Raw genomic sequence first — 14,377 nt, 5'->3', positions numbered from 1 at the left:
GTTCGTGAGGGTCGAGTAACCATGGGCCGGAAGGCTGCGAGGCGCATTTGCAGAGGCATGCAGAACGTCTGGCGAGCGATGTTCCCTTCCGGTGTTTGACGGCTGACGCGCAACGCGTCCGGCCAGCTCGACGGGCTTTTGCCCGTCGCTGATTGGAGTCGAAACATGTTGAAAAGCTTGGGCAAGGTGCTGCTGGGCGCTGCGGCGCTGGTTGCGGTACTGGCCTTGCTGATCCACTGGATCACCCCCGCAGTGCTCGCTTCGCACCGCGAAGACCTCATCTTCTACCTGCAGGCGCATCTGTATCTGGTGTTCCTGTCGATGTTCGCAGCGTTGGCGGTGGGAATCCCCGCGGGCATCCTGCTCAGTCGACCGGGGCGCGAGCACAGTGCCGAGCGCATCATGCAGGTGTTCAACGTGGGCAACACCGTGCCGCCGCTGGCGGTGCTGGCGATTGCCCTGTCCATCGTCGGTATCGGCAATGGCCCGGCGGTGCTCGCCCTGTTTCTCGCCTCACTGCTGCCCATCGTGCGTAACACCTATGAAGGTCTGCGCAACGTGCCGGGTTCGCTGAAGGAAGCGGCCACCGGTATCGGCATGACACCCGGCCAGGTGCTCTGGCAGGTCGAGTTGCCCAACGCCGTACCGATCATCGTTGGCGGCGTGCGCGTCGCGCTGGCGCTGAACGTCGGCACTGCACCGCTGGTTTTTCTGATCGGCGCCAACAGCCTCGGCAGTCTGATCTTTCCGGCCATCGCTCTGGAAGATCAGCCATTGCTGATTCTGGGCGCGGCAGCCACAGCCCTGCTGGCACTGCTGCTCGACGGCCTGGTGGCCGCGGTCAGCCGTTTCTGGTTCGAGCGAGGCCTGGCCCGCTAATGGAGACCTTGATGAAGTCATTTGTTCTTGGCCTCGGCATGCTGCTGGCCGCTACCAGCCAGGCGGCGGAAATTCGCATCGGCGCCAAGGTATTTACCGAGCAGGCGATCCTCTCGGAACTCACCGCGCAGTACCTGCAGCCCCACGGCTATCAGTCGCGCATCGTCGGCAATCTGGGCAGCACCATTGCCTGGAATGCCATGAAGAACGGCCAGCTGGATCTGACCTGGGAATACACCGGCACCTCGCTGGTGGCCTACAACAAGGTGACCGAGCGCCTCGACAAGGACGCGGCCTACGCGCGGGTCAAGGAGCTGGATGCCAAGACCGGCGCGATCTGGCTGGCGCCGACCCGCTTCAACAACACCTATGCACTGGCGCTGCCGGAAAAGGTCGCCGAGGAACACCCGGATATCAAGAGCATCAGCGACCTGGCGGAGGCTCTGCAGCAGCCGGGCAAGGGCAATCGCCTGCTGGCGCTGGATATCGAATTCGCCAACCGCTCCGACGGTCTCGACGGGCTGGTCAAGGAATACGGTCTGAGCTTCACCCGCAACGAGATCCGCCAGATGGACCCGGGCCTGGTCTACACCGCGCTGCGCAACGGCCAGGTGTTCGTCGGCCTGGTGTACACCACCGATGGCCGTCTGGACTCCTTTGGCCTGCGCCTGCTCGAGGACGACAAGGGCTACTTCCCTGACTACACCGCAGCCCCTGTGGTGAATGCCGACTACCTGAAGGAGCACCCTGATCTGGAAGCCCTGCTCAAACCCCTGGCCGAGCGCCTGGACGACGCCACCATGCGTCGCCTCAACGCCCGCGTCGACGTCGAGCGCGAGACACCCGCTGCGGTGGCCGCCGACTTCCTTCGTGAACAGAAATTGATCGAGGGGGATCGTTGATATGGATTTCATGACCGCTTTTCAGCACATCGACTGGGCACAGGTCGTCAGCCTGACCGGTGAACACATCGCCCTGGTCGGCATCGCCGTCGGCCTGGCGATCGTCATCGGCGTGCCGCTGGGCATTCTGATGACCCGCTTCCCGTGGATTGCCGGACCGCTGCAGGGCGCCGCCACGGTCGTGCTGACGCTGCCGGCCATCGCGCTGTTCGGCCTGCTGTTGCCGTTCTACTCGCAGTTCGGGCAGGGCCTCGGGCCGCTGCCGGCCGTCACCGCCGTGTTCCTCTATTCACTGCTGCCGATCCTGCGCAACACCTACCTGGCATTGAGCAGCGTCGAGCCGGGCATCCGCGAGGCGGGTAAGGGCATTGGCATGAGTTTCTGGCAGCGCCTGCGCATGGTCGAGCTGCCGATCGCCGTGCCGGTCATTCTGGCTGGCGTGCGCACTGCCGTGGTGATGAACATCGGCGTGATGACCATCGCCGCCACCATCGGCGCCGGCGGCCTTGGCGTGCTGATTCTCACGGCCATCAGTCGCAGCGACATGGCCACCCTTCTCGTCGGCGCGGTGCTGGTGAGCCTGCTCGCCATCGTCGCCGACCTGTTTTTGCAGTGGCTGCAGAAAACGCTCACTCCCCGTGGCCTGAAAGCCGCCCACTGAGGACTCGAACATGATTCAACTCGATAAGCTGACCAAGAAATTCCACCAGAAAGGCAAGGACGTCGTAGCCGTCAACGAAGTCAGTCTGACCGTCGACGAAGGGCAGATCTGCGTGTTCCTCGGCCCGTCCGGCTGCGGCAAGAGCACCACCCTGAAGATGATCAACCGGCTGATCGAACCGACCTCCGGGCGGGTGCTGATCAACGGCGAGGACACCACCGGCATCGACGAGGTGACCCTGCGCCGCAACATCGGCTATGTGATCCAGCAGATCGGTCTGTTCCCCAACATGACCATCGAGGAAAACATCACCGTGGTGCCCAAGCTGCTCGGCTGGGACAAGAAGCGCTGCCACGAGCGGGCGGTCGAGCTGATGAGCATGGTGCAACTGGAGCCCAAACAATACCTGTCGCGCTATCCCCGTGAGCTGTCCGGTGGCCAGCAACAGCGTATCGGCGTTATCCGCGCCCTGGCAGCCGATGCGCCGGTGCTGCTGATGGATGAGCCCTTCGGCGCGGTCGACCCGGTCAACCGCGACGCCATCCAGAACGAGTTCTTCCAGATGCAGCGGGCGCTCAACAAGACCGTGATCATGGTCAGCCACGACATCGACGAAGCCATCAAGCTGGGCGACAAGATCGCCATCTTCAAGGACGGCACGCTGCTCCAGTTCGACCACCCTGACACCTTGCTGGCGCACCCCGCAGACGACTTCGTCAGTGGCTTCGTCGGCCAGGACAGCACCCTCAAGCGTCTGCTGCTGATCCGCGCCGAAGACGCGGCCGACGATGCCCCGTCGGTGTTGTCGGAAACCTCGGTAGCCGATGCCGTGGAATTGATGGAGGAGCACGACCGCCGTCACCTGGTGGTGACCGATGCGCAGAAAAAGGGCCTGGGCTACATCCGCCGCCGCGACCTGCGCGGGCAGGGCGGTTCGGTGCAGCCATTCCTGCAGCCGTTCAACGCCACCGCCTCCCACGACGAACACCTGCGCATCCTGCTGTCGCGCATGTACGAGTTCAATCGCTCCTGGCTGCCGGTACTCAGCGCCGACAACGACTTCCTCGGCGAAGTCACCCAGGAATCCATCGCCGACTACCTCAGCTCCGGGCGCTCGCGTGGCAAGAGCAGCATCGTCTCGCCGGCGGAGCAGGTGGCGGTCTAAACAGGATGGTGGCGCCCTGCCTTGGGGCGCACTGACCGTGGCCGCTCCGCGAAACCACGGTATGCCCATCATTCGCCGCGGGGTCGCGGCTCCTACCGGATCTTGAGCATCCGCAACTCCGTAGGAGCCTCGACCTCGGGGCGAAGCGCCTGACGATGCTCGGCGAAACTCAAAGCACGCCTGCCATCGTTGCGCAGAGAGGCGTAGCTGCAATGGCTTGGTCTCCTGACGATGCCATTACCTCGTGACCGCAACTCGCGTAATCTATCTGAGAATTATTATCTTTGATGGGTGCCGCTCCCGGCCCCTGGGAGGGGCCATGCCGGCCAGCCTGGCACGCATTCTGATCATCGAGGACGACCGAACCCTGTGCGCCCAGCTTGGCGAGCTGTTGCGCGGCCAGGGCTATGCCACCAGCTCGAGTCACTTGGGCGAAGCGGGGCTCGGCATGGCGATCAGCGATGCGCCGGATCTGGTGCTGCTGGACGTGCTGCTGCCGGATCTCAATGGCTTTTCCGTTCTGCGCCGCCTGCGTGAGCAACAGCAGACGCCAGTGATCATGCTGACCGCCTGTGGCGCCGAGGAGGAACGCATTCGCGGCCTGCGCCACGGTGCCGATGACTACCTGCCCAAGCCATTCAACATCACCGAACTGCAACTGCGCATCGATGCCGTGTTGCGGCGTACCCGGGTGACCGACAGCGTGCGCCCGGTAGACGTGCAGCAACTGCAGGCCAACGAGTTGCGCCTCGAGCGTCACGCCCAGCGGGTCACGGTCAACGAGCGCGAGGTCAGCCTCACGCCGATCCAGTTTCGTGTGCTCTGGCACCTGGTCAGCCACCGTGGCGAAGCGCTCAGCAAGCCCTACCTGTATCGCACGGTGCTGGAACGCGACTACAGCAGCTACGACCGTAGCCTGGACATGCACATCAGCCGCATACGCCGATTGCTGGGAGAGGCGGGCTTGGCGACGGATCGCCTGCAGACCCTGCATGGCCGGGGTTACGTATTCCAATGAACCGGCGCCTGTTCTGGAAGCTGTGCATCGTCATCGCCGTGGGCAGCGTCGGGCTGTTCTGGATCATCGCCCGGGTCGCCTGGCAGACCGAAGAGCGCATGAGTTTCATCGACGCCGAGCACCAGCGCACCCTTCGTCATTACGGCGAGCAGGCCGAGTCGCTGTATCGTGGTGGCGATCACCAGGCGCTTGAGCGCTGGCTCAATACGTTGCAGCAGCAGGAGCGGACCTGGGCCGCCGTGGTACGAGCCGAGGTGCGCCCGCTGGCCGGCGAGCTGTCGGAACGCTTTCAGGAAGGTTTCGGCCTGGGCCGCGATGTCAGCTGGAAGATCCACCTGTACTTCGCGGAAAACCCGATCATGGATATTCCCTTCAGTGATCGCAGCGCCAGTTTTCTGATCCAGCTGCCCCAGCGCATGCGCCCCGGCCTCAACTGGCACTACGCCAAACTGCTGCTGCAACTGGTGGTGCCGCTGGTGCTGCTACTGATCGTCTGCCTGGTGCTGTACCGCCATTTGATGCAGCCGCTACGGCGGCTCGAACAGGCCACGCGGCAGTTCAGCGATGGCCGCTACGACGTACGGGTGCGCTCGCTGCTCGGCTCGCGCAACGACGAGCTGGCCAGTCTGGCGGATACCTTCGACGCCATGGCCGAACGCACTGGGCAACTGATCATCGACCAGCGCCAGCGTCTGGCGGACATGTCTCACGAATTGCGCACGCCGCTGACCCGCATCGAAATGGCGGTCAGCCTGGCCGAGCAGGGCGCCGACAGTCGCGTGCTGCTCGAACGCATCCGTGACGATTGCAACGGCATGCGCCAACTGGTCGAGGATGCCCTGACCCTCAGTTGGCTGGAAAACGAGCGCCCGCAGTTGCGTGACGAAACCCTCGACCTCACCGAACTGCTCGACAGCATTCTCGATGATGCCCGCTTCGAGTACCCGGATCGCCAGTTGCTGGCGCAACTGCCGGAAGAGGCGGTGCTGGCCGGCAGCAGCCATCGTGCGTTGGGCCAGGCCATCGAGAACGTGGTGCGCAATGCCCTCGACCACACGCCGCCAGGTGGGGTGGTCGAGGTCGACCTGCAGGCCGATGAACAGGCCTGGCAGTTGCAGATTCGTGATCAGGGCCCGGGCGTCGACGAACAGTGGCTGGAGCGGATCTTCCAGCCGTTCTTCCGGGTGGGCGGCGAGCGTGCCGGCTACGGCCTGGGCTTGGCACTGGCGCAGCGGCAGGTTCGCGCTACCGGCGGCAGCATCCGGGCGAGCAATCGTGAGGGCGGTGGGCTGCAGCTGACCATCTGCCTGCCGCAGCAGGCAAGCGGGCAGTCGTAACAGTTGTAAAAGTTGTACGTGCCCTCGGCTGGATTCGATAAGAATTTGCGAATACGAAATATTTGCATCTTTCTTGGGGAGGGATCAGTCATGCACCGTTGTCCGTATCGTCTGTCACTGCTGGGCGCCATGGTCGCTGGCAGCTTCATGGGCCAGGTTCAGGCGCAGAGCGCTGCTTCCTCGCTCGAGCTGGCGCCCAGTTCGGTGACGGCGGTGGCCAGCGAGCGCGCTGAAACCGTCGAGGCCGAGCAGATCCAGCGTCTGCAGGCCAACGATCTGCAGGACGTGTTCGAGAGCAACCCGCAAGTCACCGTCGGCGGCGGTGCAGGGATCGCCCAGAAACTCTACCTGCGCGGCTTCGAAGACACCCAGCTGAACATCACCATCGACGGTGCCAGCCAGGCTGGGCAGACCTTCCACCACACTGGGCGTATCGGCATCGAGCCCGAGTTGCTCAAGCGCGTCGAGGTACAGGCCGGAACCGGCGACGCCACCGCGGGCCCTGGAGCCCTGGGCGGGGCCATCCGGTTCGTGACCAAGGACCCGGACGATCTGCTGCGCGAGGGCGAGTCCTTCGGTGCATTGGTCAAGGGCGGTTACTTCAGCAATGCCGAGGGCTACAAGAGCAGCACCAGCCTGTATGGCCGCTTCAACGAGAACTGGTCGGCGCTGGCAGTGGCCAGCTATCAGGATCAGAACGATTACGAGGACGGCAACAACGACGACGTACTGGGCACCGGGGCGCGGCAAAAGCTCGGCTTCACCAAGCTGGTGGGCAAGCTCAGCGAATCCCAGACCCTGCGCCTGAGCTACGAGCAGCGCACCGACGACGGCGAGCGCAGCCAGCGCCCGCAGTGGATTCCCAGCGGCTTCAACCGCCTGTATCCGATGCGCAGCGAGCGGGAAACCTGGACGCTCAATTACGCTTTCAAACCGCTGGACAACGACCTTGTCGATGTCGAGCTGACCGCCTTCCACAATGAGGTGGAGCTGCAGCAGGACGGGCGTTTCGGCCTGTACTTCGGTGGCACGCGCAGCAGCGGTTTCGACCTGCGCAACACCAGCCACCTGGGGCGTCATACGCTCACCTACGGCGTCGATTATCGCGACGACCGCGGCACCCTCGGCCCAGAAGGCAATCGTGAAGAGACCAGCGAAGACGGCAGCATCCTCGGCCTCTACGTGCAGGACAGCCTGCAACTGACCGAGCGCCTGCAGATCGGCGCCGGCCTGCGCTACGACCGTTACAAACTCGATGATCGTGACGACCAGCGCTTCCGTGAAGACGGCGTCAGCCCCAACCTCAGCGCCCGCTATGCGCTGACGCCCGAGCTGACCCTGCTCGCGGGGCATACCCGTGCCCTGCGCGGGCCGCAAGTGCGTGATGCCTTCAAGATGGACTCCTCGCGCAACGACCCTAACACCAAGGCCGAGCGTGCTCGCACCAGCGAGGTCGGTTTCGAGTACCGGCTGGCCAGCTGGGAGCTGTCCGGCAAGCTCTACGAGACGCGCATCGAGGACGCCGTCGCCGACCCCATCGGCGCGCCCAACGTTTACGGCAACATCGGTGACCTGAAGAGCGAAGGCGTGCTGCTGCAGACCGCCTACCACTGGCAGCGCGTGAGTGCCGGCCTGAGCTATCACCACAACAACGCCCGGCTCGATGGGCGCCGCCTGAACGTCTACGAACACAACGGTCAGGGCACCAGCCTCGGCGATACCTGGACGACCTTCGCCGACTACCGTGCCACCGATGACCTGACGGTTGGCTGGCAGGGCCGTTTCGTGGAAAGCATCGACTCGGTGCATACCGGGCAGGGCACGGTGAGCAAGCCCGGTTACGGCGTGCATGACCTGTACGCCGAATGGCTGCCGCTGGCGGCCGACCGCCTGACCTTGACCCTGACCCTGAAGAACCTGTTCGACAAGCAGTACTTGGATCACGCCAGCAACGAGGACTTCACCCACATTCCCGGCTTCGAGGGGGTGCGGGGTTCCTACGAACCAGGCCGCGAGCTGCGCCTCGGCGTGGCGCTGCGTATCTGATGGCGTGGTCGACGCGTACGCCCGGTGTGATGCCGGGCATCTTGCTCGTCTGGCTGGCGCTGCAGTCCGGCCTGGCTGCCGCTGGGCAGGTGCTCACCGATATCGCCGGGCGGCAGGTCGAGGTACCCAGGCAGGTGCAGCGCATCGTTCTCGGCGAAGGGCGCCTGTTGCCGGTGCTGGGGATTCTCGAGGGCCAGCAGGTGCTCGACCGCCTGGTGGGCATGCCGGCGGATCTGGCGCTGATCGACCCCGGCACCGAGCGGCAGTACCGCGAAGCCTTTCCAGCGTTGCAGCAGGTGCCACGCATCGGCCAGGGCTCGGCCGATACTTTCAGCCTGGAGCAGGTGCTGAGCCTGGCGCCGGACCTGGCGATCTTCAGCCTGTCCGGTCACGGTCCCGGCAGCCATCAGCAGCGTCTGACCGAGCAGCTGCAGCGCGCTGGTATCGCCGTGCTGTTCGTCGATTTCCGCGAGCAGCCGCTGATCAATACGCCACGCAGCATTCGCCTGCTCGGCCAAGCCCTGGGGCGCGAGGCGCGTGCCGAGGCATTCGTCGCTGCCCACGCCAGGGCACTTGCCGCTGTCAGCGATGCGTTGCCCGGCCCGCCCGGCCCTCAGGTATTTCTGCATAGCCGGGCCGGGCTGGGCGATGGCTGCTGCGAGAGCATGGCGCGCGGCATGCTCGCCGGCCTGCTGGAAGCGGCGGGTGGCCGTAGCCTGGCAACGGACTATCTGCCGGGGCATGCCGGTGTGTTGAGCCTGGAACTGTTGCTCAGCCAGCCGGTGGATCATTACGTGGCCAGTGCCGTGGGCTCGGCGAACAGCCTGGCCGAGGGTGCGCCTTACATTGCCCTGGGGCCTGGCGTGCAAGCCGAGCCGGCCCGCCAGTCGTTGCAGCGCTTGGTCAGCACGGGCGGTATCCGCCACCTGGCGGCGATCCGCAATGGGCAGACCCATGCCATCTGGCACGGTTTCTACAACAGCCCGTTCAATGTGGTGGCGGTGCAGGTATTCGCCCGCTGGCTGTACCCCGACGTTTTCGCCGATCTCGACCCCCAGGCCACGCTCGCGCAGTTGTATGGCGAGTTTCAGCCGGTGCCGCTGCAGGGCACCTACTGGATCAGCCTGTGAGCGCGAGCGAACTGCGCCGAGGTTATCGGCGATTGGCCTGGCGCCGGGTGATCTGCCTGGGGATTCTGACCCTGCTGCTCGGCGCGTCCTTCGTCAGCGACCTGGCCACCGGCCCGGCGGGCCTCGGCTGGTGGCAGGTGCTGCAGGGACTGCTGCAGCCGCAAAGCCTGGCGCCTGCGCAGTGGGTGATCATTCACGAAGTGCGCGTACCGTACGCGCTGATGGCGCTGGTGGTCGGCGCCAGCCTCGGGCTGGCCGGTGCGGAAATGCAGACCGCCTTGAACAACTCCCTGGCCAGCCCCTTCACCTTGGGTGTTGGCGCCGCCGCGACACTGGGCGCATCGCTGGTCATCGTGTTCAGCCCGTCGCTTGGCAGCCTGGGCCAGCAGGTGCTGCTGCCGCTGGCGGCGTTCGTCTGCGCCTTGCTCGCCTGCCTGCTGTTGCTGCTGATGGCGCGCTTGCTCGGCCCGGCGCTGCACACCCTGGTGCTGTTCGGAATCGCCCTGCTGTTCGGGCTCAATGCGCTGGTCGGCATGTTGCAGTTCCTGGCCAGCGCCGACGCCTTGCAGCAGATCGTCTTCTGGACCCTGGGCAGCCTGGCCCGTGCCGACCTGCAGCGGGTCGCACTGGTCGCCGGGGTACTGTCGCTGTGCCTTTTTGGGGCCATGAGTCAGGCCTGGGCGATGACCACCTTGCGTGCGGGGGAGGAGCAGGCACGCAGCCTGGGCATTCGTGTCGAGCGCCTGCGCGCACTGGCGCTGCTGCGGGTCAGCCTGCTGACCGGCGTGGCGACGGCCTTCGTCGGTGAGGTGGGCTTCGTCGGCCTGGTCGGCCCCCATGTGGCGCGCCTGCTGCTGGGCGAGGATCACCGCTTCTTCCTGCCCGGCAGCGCCCTGGCTGGCGCCTTGCTGCTGTCGCTGGCATCGCTGGCCAGCCGCGCCTTGCTGCCCGGCGTCATCTTGCCGTTCGGCCTGGTGACCGCAGTGGTCGGCGTGCCGCTGTTCGTGGCGTTGATCCTGGCACGTGGGCGGAGTGTGAGTGGATGAGCCTGCTGATTCGCGATCTGCGCCTGGCCCACGGCAAGTGGCTGGTGCTGGAGAACCTGAGCCTTGAGCCTATCGAGCCCGGCGCTATGGTGGCCGTGCTGGGGCCCAACGGGGTGGGCAAGTCGACGCTGATCCGCGCGTTGGCGGGCATGCACACGGCGACGGGGGAGGCGCTACTGGGCGATCAGCCGCTGCTCGGCATTGCGCCCTGGCGACAGCGCGCGCGGGTCGGCTACCTGCCGCAACACCTGCCACAGGCGACTTCCCTGCTGGCGTATGAGCTGCTGCAGGGCGCTTGCCGGGCACGCGGCGGCGCAGCAGGGGATGCCGACGTTCGCATCGCCGCCGTGCTGTCACGGCTGGGTATCGAGGGGCTGGCGTTGCGCCGGCTCAGTGAGTTGTCCGGTGGGCAGCGCCAACTGGTCGGCCTGGCCCAGGTGCTGGTCAGCGAGCCACGCCTGCTATTGCTCGACGAGCCGACCAGCGCCTTGGATCTGCGCTGGCAGCTACGGGTGTTGCAGGTGGTGCGCGAGCTCACCCAGGAGCGAGGCTGTATCGCCCTGGTCGCCTGTCACGATCTCAACCTGGCGCTGCGCCATTGCGATCGCCTGCTCTTGCTGGCGCCCGGCGGCCACTATCGGCTGGGCACGGCGGATCAGGTGCTGGATGCCGACTGGCTACGGCTGGCCTATGGCGTCGAGGCGCGCATCGAGCGCTGCTCCGCCGGTTGGCCTCTGGTGCTGGCGGATCGAGCGGTGACCCTTTAAATCGCCGCTCTTCCCGATGATGTTCAGGCCTGCTCGAAGATCACGTAGACCTTGCGGCACGGCTCGAGCACTTCCCAGGTGCCGACGAAGCCGGCCGGGATCACGAAGCGGTCGCCGACACGCACGGTCTTGGCGTTGCCTTCGCCGTCGCGCAGCACGGAAACCCCCTGAAGGATTTCGCAGTATTCGTGCTCGGTGTAGCTCACCGTCCACTGGCCGATGTCGCCCTCCCAGACACCGGCATTGAACTGGCCGCAGGGGCTGGCGTAGTGGTTGCGTACCTGCTGCAGCGGGTCGCCCTTGAGGATTTTTTCAGGGGCTGGGCGGTACTCTTCGGCGCTGCTGCCGCCTTGGGCGAAATCGACAATCTGCTGGATATTCATATTCGCTTCCGTGGTCAATCCGAGAACGTGCAGCGATCATCCCATGCCCATCGACGGCTTGGGACGGCAGGGCGTTACAGGCTGTTGAAAGCACCTGCGTTTTTCAACGGACCCTAACGATTCGCTCGAGTCTATGTTTAATAAATTGAACGCAGCAAGGGCATTTCCCGACAAAGTGTCAAGAATATTGAAAATCCTGCGGACGCTGGTTTAGTGTGGTTCGCAGTTTCCGAGGCGCCAGGCGCCTTCACCTACTAGAAGAGGATGATCAGATGAGCCGTTTGACTCGTGCCGACTGGGAACAGCGTGCCAAGGATCTGAAGATCGAGACCCGTGCCTTCGTGCAGGGTGAATACCAGGCCGCCCAGAGCGGCGAAACCTTCGATTGCATCAGCCCGGTCGATGGTCGGGTGCTGGGCCAGGTTGCCAGTTGCGACCTGGCCGACGCGGAGCTGGCGGTCAAGTCGGCGCGCGCAGCCTTCGACTCCGGCGCCTGGTCGCGCCTCGCGCCGGCCAAGCGCAAGGCCAAGATGATCCGTTTCTCGGAGCTGTTGCTGGCCAACGCCGAGGAGCTGGCGCTGCTGGAAACCCTCGACATGGGCAAGCCGATCAGCGATTCGCTGAGCATCGACATTCCGGCGGCTGCCAATGCCATCCGCTGGAGCGCCGAGGCCATCGACAAGGTCTACGACGAAGTCGCGCCGACGCCCCACGACCAGCTCGGCCTGGTCACCCGCGAGCCGGTTGGGGTGGTGGCGGCCATCGTGCCGTGGAATTTCCCGCTGACGATGGCTTCCTGGAAGCTCGGCCCGGCGCTGGCTACCGGTAACTCGGTGATCCTCAAACCGTCCGAGAAATCGCCGCTGACCGCCATTCGCGTCGCCGCCCTGGCCGTGGAGGCCGGTATTCCGGCTGGTGTTTTCAACGTCCTGCCGGGTCATGGCCATACCGTGGGCAAGGCCCTGGCCCTGCACATGGACGTCGATACCATCGTGTTCACCGGCTCCACCAAGATCGCCAAGCAACTGATGATCTATGCCGGCGAATCGAACATGAAGCGCGTATGGCTGGAGGCGGGTGGCAAGAGCCCGAACATCGTCTTCGCCGATGCGCCGGATCTGCAGGCCGCGGCCGAGTCCGCGGCCAGCGCCATCGCCTTCAACCAGGGCGAAGTGTGCACCGCGGGCTCGCGCCTGCTGGTGGAAAACTCCATCAAGGAGCGTTTCCTGCCCATGGTGGTCGAGGCCCTGAAAGGCTGGAAGGCCGGCAACCCGCTGGATCCGGAAACCAACGTCGGTGCTCTGGTCGATACCCAGCAGATGAACACCGTGCTCGGCTACATCGAGGCCGGTCACAAGGACGGCGCCACGCTGCTGCTCGGTGGCAAGCGCACCCTGCAGGAGAGCGGCGGCACCTATGTCGAGCCGACCATCTTCGACGGTGTGACCAATGCGATGACCATCGCCCGCGAGGAGATCTTCGGGCCGGTGCTCTCGGTGATCGGTTTCGACAGCGCCGAGCAGGCCGTGCAGATCGCCAACGACACCGTTTACGGCCTGGCCGCAGCCGTATGGACGGCGGATATCTCCAAGGCCCACCTGACCGCTCGTGCGCTGCGTGCTGGCAGCGTGTGGGTCAACCAGTACGATGGCGGCGACATGACCGCACCGTTCGGTGGCTTCAAGCAGTCGGGCAACGGCCGTGACAAGTCGCTGCACGCCTTCGACAAGTACACCGAACTGAAAGCCACCTGGATCAAACTCTGATCCAGCACGGTTAAGCTCGCCAGCGGGCGGGCTCATCAACCCGGCGGCCGGGCTCCATGGAGCCCGGCCGCTGTGCTTTGTCTCTGGAGTCGCAATGCGTTGGGGAACCTACTTCGCCGTTTGCGCGGCGGTGATCAGTATCGGCCTGGCGATGGGCACCACCATGCCGCTGGTGTCCTTGCGTCTGGAGAGCTGGGGTTATGGCTCGTTCGCCATCGGCATCATGGCGGCGACACCGGCCATCGGCGTGCTGCTCGGCGCTTCGCTGGCCGGGCGGCTGGCCTCGCGCTGCCCCACGCCGCGGCTGATGCAACTGTGCCTACTGGTCGGTGCGCTGTCGGTCGCCGGGCTGGCGTTGATGCAGAGCTACGCCGTGTGGCTGCTGTTGCGTCTGCTGCTGGGCGTGACCCTGACCGTGGTGTTCATCCTCGGTGAAAGCTGGATCAACCAGTTGGCCGTGGAAAAATGGCGTGGCCGCCTGGTCGCGCTGTATGGCACCGGTTATGCGTTGAGCCAACTCTGCGGGCCGTTGTTGCTGAGCGTGCTCGGCACCGATACGGATCTGGGCTTCTGGTTCGGTATCACCTTGCTGATCGGCGGGTCGCTGCTGTTGATCGGGCGCACCGGTGCGCCGGTGGTCGATGCCCATAGCGCCTCTGGGCGCGGTTTGCTGGTGTTCTGCCAGCGCATGCCGGCGATCGCCTGGGCGGTGATGCTGTTCGCCGCATTCGAGGCAATGATGCTCACCCTGTTGCCGATCTACGGCCTGCGTCAGGGCTTCACCCAGGAAGTCGCGCTGTTCATGGCCAGCGTGGTGGTGGTCGGTGATGCGGCGCTGCAACTGCCCATCGGCCTGCTCGCCGATCGCATCTCGCGGGTCACGCTGTTCCGTGGCTGTGGGGTGGTGTTGCTGTTCTCCAGCCTGGGCATTCCGCTGCTCCTGCATACGCCGATCATCTGGCCGGTGCTGGTGCTGTTCGGCGCCAGTGCTGGCGGCTTGTTCACCCTGTCGCTGATTCTGATTGGCGAGCGCTTCCGGGATGATCAGCTGGTGCGCGCCAATTCCCACGTGGCTCAGCTATGGGGCATCGGCTGTCTGATCGGCCCGCTGGCGACCGGGGCGGTCAGCCAGTGGGTCAGTGGGCATGCCTTGCCAATCCTCATGGCGCTCGGTGCGGCAGGCTTCGTGTGGTTGGCTTGGCGGCCTGATGCATTCGACGAGCGCGTCACGCTAGCAGGCCGTTGAAAAACTACCTGCGTTGGCAATACTGCGTTAA

General features: G+C 65.1%; 13 protein-coding genes. 12 read left to right on the top strand and 1 reads right to left on the bottom strand.

From position 1 onward, the window contains the following. Nucleotides 1-165 precede the first annotated feature (165 nt). The 10 genes from FHR27_RS17105 to FHR27_RS17060 all read left to right on the top strand — a co-directional run bounded on the left by FHR27_RS17105 (nt 166) and on the right by FHR27_RS17060 (nt 10,951). A complete protein-coding gene (locus tag FHR27_RS17105) occupies nt 166-879 on the top strand; it encodes an ABC transporter permease (protein WP_042553278.1) in 714 nt (237 codons plus the stop codon). Nucleotides 880-890: 11 nt separating this feature from the next. Continuing rightward, complete coding sequence (locus FHR27_RS17100) at nt 891-1,781, top strand: glycine betaine ABC transporter substrate-binding protein (RefSeq protein WP_042553277.1); 891 nt, start codon at nt 891-893, stop codon at nt 1,779-1,781. 1 nt (nt 1,782) lies between these two features. Beyond that, entirely contained in the window at nt 1,783-2,442 is a 660-nt protein-coding gene (locus FHR27_RS17095; RefSeq protein WP_042553276.1) for an ABC transporter permease, read from the top strand. A 10-nt stretch (nt 2,443-2,452) separates the two neighbouring features. After that, a complete protein-coding gene (locus FHR27_RS17090) occupies nt 2,453-3,607 on the top strand; it encodes an ABC transporter ATP-binding protein (RefSeq protein WP_179539143.1) in 1,155 nt (384 codons plus the stop codon). A 319-nt stretch (nt 3,608-3,926) separates the two neighbouring features. Beyond that, the gene (locus FHR27_RS17085; protein WP_042553274.1) at nt 3,927-4,625 is read left to right on the top strand and encodes a response regulator transcription factor; all 699 of its coding nucleotides are present in this window, start codon (nt 3,927-3,929) and stop codon (nt 4,623-4,625) included. Continuing rightward, the gene (locus FHR27_RS17080; RefSeq protein WP_179539142.1) at nt 4,622-5,962 is read left to right on the top strand and encodes a sensor histidine kinase; all 1,341 of its coding nucleotides are present in this window, start codon (nt 4,622-4,624) and stop codon (nt 5,960-5,962) included. Before FHR27_RS17085 ends, FHR27_RS17080 begins: the two co-directional genes overlap by 4 nt. Nucleotides 5,963-6,052: 90 nt before the next feature. After that, nucleotides 6,053-8,008, top strand: a complete 1,956-nt coding sequence (locus FHR27_RS17075; protein WP_179539141.1) for a TonB-dependent receptor domain-containing protein — start codon at nt 6,053-6,055, stop codon at nt 8,006-8,008. After that, complete coding sequence (locus FHR27_RS17070) at nt 8,008-9,138, top strand: ABC transporter substrate-binding protein (RefSeq protein ID WP_257026935.1); 1,131 nt, start codon at nt 8,008-8,010, stop codon at nt 9,136-9,138. The genes FHR27_RS17075 and FHR27_RS17070 overlap by 1 nt, the downstream gene beginning before the upstream one ends. Next, the gene (locus tag FHR27_RS17065) at nt 9,135-10,184 is read left to right on the top strand and encodes a FecCD family ABC transporter permease (protein ID WP_264650065.1); all 1,050 of its coding nucleotides are present in this window, start codon (nt 9,135-9,137) and stop codon (nt 10,182-10,184) included. The genes FHR27_RS17070 and FHR27_RS17065 overlap by 4 nt, the downstream gene beginning before the upstream one ends. After that, nucleotides 10,181-10,951 (top strand): ABC transporter ATP-binding protein, encoded by a 771-nt coding sequence (locus FHR27_RS17060; protein WP_042553269.1) that lies wholly within the window; start codon nt 10,181-10,183, stop codon nt 10,949-10,951. Before FHR27_RS17065 ends, FHR27_RS17060 begins: the two co-directional genes overlap by 4 nt. Before the next feature lie 23 nt (nt 10,952-10,974). Here FHR27_RS17060 and FHR27_RS17055 read toward each other — a convergent pair whose 3' ends face one another. Then, nucleotides 10,975-11,334, bottom strand: a complete 360-nt coding sequence (locus FHR27_RS17055) for a cupin domain-containing protein (protein ID WP_042553268.1) — start codon at nt 11,332-11,334, stop codon at nt 10,975-10,977. A 272-nt stretch (nt 11,335-11,606) separates the two neighbouring features. On the opposite strand from FHR27_RS17055, the gene FHR27_RS17050 reads away from it, so the two are divergent. Both FHR27_RS17050 and FHR27_RS17045 read left to right on the top strand, forming a co-directional pair. After that, a complete protein-coding gene (locus tag FHR27_RS17050; protein ID WP_179539140.1) occupies nt 11,607-13,100 on the top strand; it encodes an aldehyde dehydrogenase in 1,494 nt (497 codons plus the stop codon). Between the two features lie 94 nt (nt 13,101-13,194). Further along, entirely contained in the window at nt 13,195-14,346 is a 1,152-nt protein-coding gene (locus FHR27_RS17045; protein WP_179539139.1) for an MFS transporter, read from the top strand. The last annotated feature ends 31 nt before the right edge of the window (nt 14,347-14,377 follow it).

It is taken from the genome of Pseudomonas flavescens (assembly GCF_013408425.1).
GTDB classification, from domain to species: Bacteria; Pseudomonadota; Gammaproteobacteria; order Pseudomonadales; family Pseudomonadaceae; genus Aquipseudomonas; species Aquipseudomonas fulva_A.
The sequence above is the reverse complement of the archived record's forward strand: the minus strand, read 5'-3'. Positions and strand labels throughout refer to the sequence as shown.